Origin of the sequence: Pseudomonas sp. HMWF006 (assembly GCF_003061205.1) — a bacterium.
GTDB lineage: Bacteria > Pseudomonadota > Gammaproteobacteria > Pseudomonadales > Pseudomonadaceae > Aquipseudomonas > Aquipseudomonas monsensis.
Genome location: NZ_QAIU01000188.1, coordinates 1 through 7,116, shown reverse-complemented (window position 1 = coordinate 7,116; position 7,116 = coordinate 1). Strand labels below are relative to the sequence as shown.

The window sequence follows — 7,116 nt, the reverse complement described above, 5'->3', positions numbered from 1 at the left end:
CTAGCTGGAAATATAGTAATGGTTTGCCATGTATTACTTGCTTTATCAAGTTCATAGGTTGCCTGAACGCTGCGCAAGTTCGGCACCAAATTCGGCGCACCTTGCATAGAAGGGGACAATTTACTTCCGCCAACGCGCTCAAATCCACGCCCGAGATCGACACCGAGATCACCTACGTCGGATGGCTTGATGGTAACGACCGTGGCCCCTGGATCCCTCGCTATCGCTGCTTGAAGCGCACCATTATTGCGAACGGATTGATCTGCAAAAACAAGCAGCTCATCTGAGTTGAAAGCAGATGACATAGGTGGAACGATAGTTTTCCCGTTTACAATTTTGATACTGCCGTCAGGTGCTTGGCCGCTCACTGCCCTATACATTAGCTCGCCATCGGTAACGGCCCCTCCGTGTCGCTCAAAAGAATGCGCGTTGGGGTGGCTGGTTAAAAGGTCGACGGACTTCTTGTCGATCGAAATCGAATTTTTCGCGCCTGCGCCGAGAATCGAACTGCCTAATCCCCACGCATTCAATAAACCTTCTACACCCCATATGACCCGTTCGGACGTCGTAGCGGATTCTCCCGTAATCGGATTTGATCCACCAGCGGCCATATAGCCTTGGCACCCTATCCCAATCACACCTGACCCGCCACAACCGGCAGTGAAAAGCTCATTGGAAAGGCCCTTAAGCTGAGCTTCTGCACTCTGCTCATTCAAGTCATTTTTAACTTGCCATCCTATCGCCTGCGCGAACGTGGCGGGTTGCAGAACCCACTCTTCTCCCTGATTCGTCACAATGGTCTTGTCGGTGGCAACGCAATAACCATTCGGTGATGTGCCGCAGACGATCACATCTCCTGGCTTGGTAGTGACAACAGAAGCACGTGTGAAATCGTTATCCTCCGCTATTTGCTCCTCTTTTAAGACGCTGAAACCTTTAGCGATGAGCCCCGCGATCTCACTGGATAATCCATCGCAATAGCTAGTTGAGGCCCCTTGACACGACTTCTCGTACCTTCTTTGCAACTCCTTCAGTGAAAGCCTTTCTATGTCACTCAGATGATTGTTCTCAACAGCATTTTTCGCTGTCCCGGCGCCGAGCGCTGCGTCAAAGGCACTGCCCGCCGCAAGCGCGCCGGACATCCCACCGGCGAGAGTCGATAGAGCCGCTACTATTTGCTTTTCCGACTCGGTCAACTGGCTTGCAGATTTCTCCGGATATAGCAGGCGAGCTACCAATTCACCGGCGGTGGCTCCCGCAGCACCAGCCAATGCGGAACCACCTTGCGCCTTCGCCAGAACCGCTCCAAGTACGGCATGTGCCATCAGGTTGGCCGCATCGTCCCCTTCCGTCAGCTGTTTAACGGCTTGAGCCAGGTATGGTGCCGCTCCACCGCCAATAGCGGCGGCGATGTTTCCACTCAAAATCCCCTGAACAATTCCCGCAACTGCCTGGCTGGCTTTCTGGAAGCTGCTGCCTGTGCCGTAATCGCGCTGAACTTGCTGACTGACTTCTTCAGGGGTGGGATTGGCCACACCACTGTCATTCAACTTGTCGCGAGCAGCTTGGTAGGCCTCACTTCCTGGATCCTGGGCCTCCTTCATCTTCGCCGCAGCAACTGCGCTCCCGATGCCCCTCACCAATTCGATCGAGCTCTTCACCAGCTCGATTCGCTCTTTCATGCCACCTTCGTCGGGCTTGTCGAGCCGTTCGTTGGCATTTGCCGTGTCCCGATTCAAACCGACCAGATCTTGTGCGCCCTCAGGATCGCGAATAATGATCGTGCCTTCGCTGACTGCACTACGAGTGTGACTTTTGTCCGAATCGTTGAGAGAAATGCCGTAAAGTCCGCCCACCGAGCCGAATGCTCCAGCCCCACCGTAACCTCCCGAGAGGCTGACGCCAGCAGACTGGGCATCGATTTCACTGACGTTCTTGATGTCCCGAGTAATGAGTCGGTCGGTTATGAGAATGTTTTTATCTGGCGTGGCATCGCTGGCAATGACGCCACCTTCAAGGGTAGTGGTTTTACCAACATCAATGGTGTAACCACCCGCACCTGCGAATAAGCCGGTCTGATCGGTGACGGCTTTGTACTCACTGTTCATATTGCCTGCAGCCAGGTTGGCCGAAGCGGTAACAGTTGCGCCGTAGCAGAAGGGTGGAATACAAATGCTGGCACCGAAACCGCCGCTGCCTTGCTTGTTTTTCTGCTCTTCGGTGTCCTGACGGGAAATGATATTGAGGTTGCCGTCGATCAGCGCCTTGATGCTATCGGCGCGAACCTGAGCGCCAGCCAATGTCGTATCACCGCCGCTATGAATCAGGAGCGAGCCACTGTCTACAGTACTGTTGACCTGCGTAACAGAACTTCCGTTACCCATACCCTTCGCAACTTGTGCGCCAAGATCCAGTGTGAAGCCGTTTTGTTGGCCAATGTTGAAGCTGGCGCCGATAGCCGTCTTGTTATTACTGTTGTGGTTGGACCAATCCGACGTGTTCTGCGCGCTTTCCACAATGACATTGTTATTGGCAATCAACGAAGTCGCAGCGGCTTTGAGACTACTGCCAATGATGTGAAGATCGCCGTCATTTTCTGAAGCGTTACCATTGGCAATGATGGATAGGGTACCGCCCGCATTGACGGTACTTTGCTTCGCCGTTTGACTTTTGTAGTCGCTGGTACTTTTGCTATGGGTATTGGCGAGCTCAGTGCCAATTTTAATCAGCGAACCGTTGCTGGCCGTACCGCCTTGCTTGTCGGCAAATCCGGTTTTTTGATCATTCGCATCCGATGCCATACCGCCGAGGTTATAGGCAGCCAAGGCCGCCTGCGCAAGTTTCACCGCCTTGAGTCGCGGATCATCCGCGTTTTCGGCAGCCTCCACCGCAGAACGAATAGTATTGACGGTGTCGATAATTGCACCGCCAACAACGCGTCCCACAGCAAGACTATTGGATTTATCGACGGTGCTTTGCTGCGATGTTTCCATACCTGCGCTGATGGTGACATTCGAGCCACGAATGCTCATGTCCTTGGTGCTGATCAGGTCACTGGCAACGACACTTAGATCCCCATTCGCTACGAGGCTGACATTACCTTTACTAGAGCCAATAGTGCTGCCGGTCAGAGTCGTCTGCGAAAACGTGCCGTTATGCTTCTGATCACTGATCGACAGATGCTGATTACCGGTAATGTCATCAATACCAAGATTGTTCGCCGTCAGCACACCCGTCAGATCACGATTCTTCTCCTTGTGCATCTCGGTGCGAGTGAAAGTGTTCTGCGCCGCGTTAATGGTCAAGTCACCACCGGCACGGACAGACAGGTCATTTGTACTGACCAATGCAGAACCTGTGATGGTGGCATCACCTTTGGCATTGACAGCAATGGTGTCGCCCGAGATTAGGCTTCCCACAGCAGTTGTCTGAGTTTCAGCGAGTTGATCCTGGACCTTACTCGACTTCAAACCACCCCAACTGCTTTTGCTTTGGCTCCGTTCGTGGCGGGCGCTACTCGAGTCCGTAACCGCCAGAATTTCCACATCGTTACCAGCGCCTAGGCCGACGCCCGCTTTTTCAGAGATGACATCGCTGCCTTTGATCGTCAGATCATTGCCGGCACTCAATACATTTTTCCCCACCGCGGTGACCGAGCTGGCGACGTTGGTGATCGAACTGGTCTCATCAAGTTGGGACTTCTTCCCTGATGAAGATTTCTTGGTCTTGCTATAGAAGCTGTAATCCGAGTCCTCGGCTGATTGCAGCACCAGATTTTCGCCTGCTACGAGATAAGCCTCATTCCCCGCACTCACCCGGCTGGCAATCAAATCCAGATCCTTGCCCGCACTCAGCGTCACATTCCCGCCCGCCGTCACGCTGGTAGAAACCTGACTGACATGATCCTCCTGACTCGTCACCTTCTTGGTCTTGGTGTACGAGTGCTCTTCATCCGCCGCCGAGGCCAGGGTCAGGTCACCCACGGCGCTCATGCTGACATCGCGCTTGGCCTCGATTTGACTGGCAACGGCAGAGATATCCCGGCCGGCGTTCACCTTCAGATCCTGACCGGCATTAATGGCCGAACCATATTGAGTAATCGTCTGATCCGTGTGCAAACCACGTTGACCACCTGAGACCTGCTCAGCCGAAACGAGGTTGACGTCACGCCCAGCATTGATCGTGGTGTCCAGGCCGCTTTTCAGCACGCCACCGGTGTTGTTGAAGTCCTGCCCGGCCTTGATGGTCAGGTTGTTGGCCGCTTCGATACGCGCAGCGCTATCAACAAAGTCGCTGCGCTCACTGCGGTAGCCGCTGTCGCTTTCGTGGGTGGTGACGGTGCGTTCGTTGATGATGTCCCCACGAGTGGCCGTCAACGACACTTCTTTACCTGCGATAACGCCGCCGGATTTGTTGATCAGGTTGTTGCCGGCCAGCAGGTCGAGGCGATTGCCCGCTTCGATCAGGCCACTGTTGACCAGATCGTTGGTGGCGGTGGCCGACAGGTTGTTGTTGGCCTTCAAGGTACCGGCGTTGTTCAGGTCCTTGCCGGCGATCAGGGTCACGTCGCTGCCCTGGATCAAGGCGCCGTTCGGGGCCAGGCGGTTGTTGGCGTTGGCCAGGTACAGCACTGGCACCAGCACTTGCTCGCCGTTGACTTCGGCGGTTTCCATCCAGACGATGTCGTGGGTCAGCGCCGCGACTTGTTCGGAGGTCAGGCTGACGCCCACCGCAAGGTTGAGCTCGTTTTTGCTGGCGAGTGCGTTGTCCATCAGGTACTTGAACAGGCCGTCGTTGGACGTCTGCCCGTCGATGAACCGCTGACCGGTACGAGCGACCACGGCTTGCTGGATCAGGGTCTGCTCGTAGAAGCCGTCACCCAGGCGCTTGGCGCTTTGATCAGGGTCGTAACCGAGGTTGGACAGCAGGTAGTCCGAGCTCATGAACTGCTTGAGGTCGGTCAGTACCGGGTTGGTTTCGACCAGGTATTTCTGCGGACTGGAATGGCCGGTACTGGCCGGAACACCCTGCACCCGGTTGATGGTGAACGCAGTGGAGCGCCCCGGCAGGGTCGCGCCGCTGGCGTCAGTTGCCGGCGTGCTGACGTCGATCGCACTGGCACCGCCACCCTGTTGCTGGGTCTGGTGATCGACGGTGCTCAGGTTGACGTTGCTGGCTGAGGCCGAGGCATTGTTCGTCAGAAGAATGTTGCGCGTCTGCACGCCTGGCAACGTTTGATCGCGCTGGCTCGGGTTGACGCTGGCGCCGCCCATGGTCCAGCTCTGCGGGCCGGTCGCGACCGGGGCGGTGCTTTCCTGACCGCTCAGGCGGAACAGGCCGTTCTGCCCGGTCGGCAGCGCGAAGCCCGGCAACACCACTGGGTTGACCTGCTGCTGGGCGAGGTTCGGCGGCAGTTGCTGATTGACAGTGACGCGCGTGGAGAACTGGCTGCCACCCGCTCCGGTGCCGGTGCGCGGACCGCTACCGATATAGGTGTAGCCCGGACGTACGACACTGTTATCAATGTTGTTCTGGGCGGTGATGTTGACCGCGCCTGCGGCTTGAATGACGGCGGAATAGCTCTGGTCGCTGCCGGCGATTTTACGAGTGCTGCCCAGCCCCGGCAGTTCCCGTTCGGTCATGCCGATGAAGTTGGCGATACCGCCCTGCAGACCACCCAGATTATTGGCGTCGTAGCCACTGCTTTCATACCAGTACTGGTTGGTGAAGGCACTTGCTGCGCTGTACCAGCCACCCGCGTTACGGGTGCGCTCGGACATGTAGATGCGGGTGGTTTCGGTCTCACCGGTTTCCACGCCACTGTTGGTCAGGTTCGCCACGTTGGCCGTGAAGTTGCCCGCCGTGGCGATGGTGCTGCTCTGGTTGAGCAGGTCACCGCCATTGATGGTCAGGTTGCTACCTGCGGTGATGCTGGACGCAGCGCTGGCCGCAGTGACCTCAAGTTTTTCGCGCTGCACGATCTCCCAGGCGTGGTTCTGCTTGCCGCTGCAGTCACCGGCGTTGACCCCTTCGATACAGGTGACCTCACCGATGCGCGCGGTGTAGATGCCGGCGTTGTTGACCGTGAGCACGTCGCGGATGTTCTGGATCGAGCTCGCCGCCAGCGTCATGCTGCCGTCGCTTTGCAGCGATGCGGAGCGGTTGACGATGGAGTTCGCCAGACCGCCCTGGCCGTCGCGGTCAATCATCAGATTGCCGAGGCTGTAGACGTTACCGTAGTAGTTATTGAAATCGGCAACCCGCAGCGACATGTTCCTGCCGCTGAAAATCAGGCCGCTGGCGTTGACCAGATTACCGGTGGTCAGAGTCAGGTCAGTGCCGGCGGCCGTGGTGCCGTAGTTGCGCACGCCGCCAGCATTGATGGTCATGCCCGCGCCGGAAGTCAGGCGACCGGCATTATCCAGTTGGCCACTGACATTGAGCGTGGTCTGGCCACCCCCGGCGATGCTGGAGGTGGCTTCCGTAAGGCTGACTTGTGCAGCGTTCAGGGTCAGGTCGCCCTGACTGGTGAGGCGCCCCGGGCCCCAATAAGCGGCACTCAGGCCGACGTTCATGCTGCCGTCACTGGCCAGCAGGCCTTCGTTGAACCAGTTGACGCCGTTGCCGGTGAAGCTGTTGGAGGCGAGCAATTGGCCGCTGGCGGTCTGGGTCAGGTTGTTGACGTTGACGGTCAGGCGCCCGGCCTGAATCGAACTGCTGTTGGTCCAGGTGTCGGTGCTGATGGTCAGGCCACCGCGGGTAACGAGGGTGCCGCCGGCGTTGATGACGTTGTTAGTGGAGATGTCAAACGTGCCGGTGCCGACGTGCAACAGGCTGCCAGCGGTATTGAGGAAGCTGCCGGCGCCGAGCGTCAGGTCGGTGTTGGCGGTTTCCAGCGTGCCGTTGCGGTTGTCGAACAGGCCGCCAATCTGGAAGTTGGTTTTGCCGCTGGTGCCGAGGGCACGCAATTGGCCGGTCTGGTTGTCGAGGCTGGCGGCCTTGATCGCCAGAGTGCTGTCGCTCTCGATGATGCCCAGGCGGTTGTTCAGCGCACCGGTCAGGTTGAGGTCGATCTGCTGGCCGGCGATCTGGCCGTCGTTGTCGCCGCTGTTGTCG

At 57.4% G+C, this 7,116-nt stretch carries 1 protein-coding gene; it reads right to left on the bottom strand.

Annotated elements, in window-relative coordinates; genetic code table 11:
• The coding region (locus DBR24_RS07420) for a hemagglutinin repeat-containing protein (RefSeq protein ID WP_177490469.1) at window positions 1-7,116 on the bottom strand (7,116 nt) is incomplete at both ends.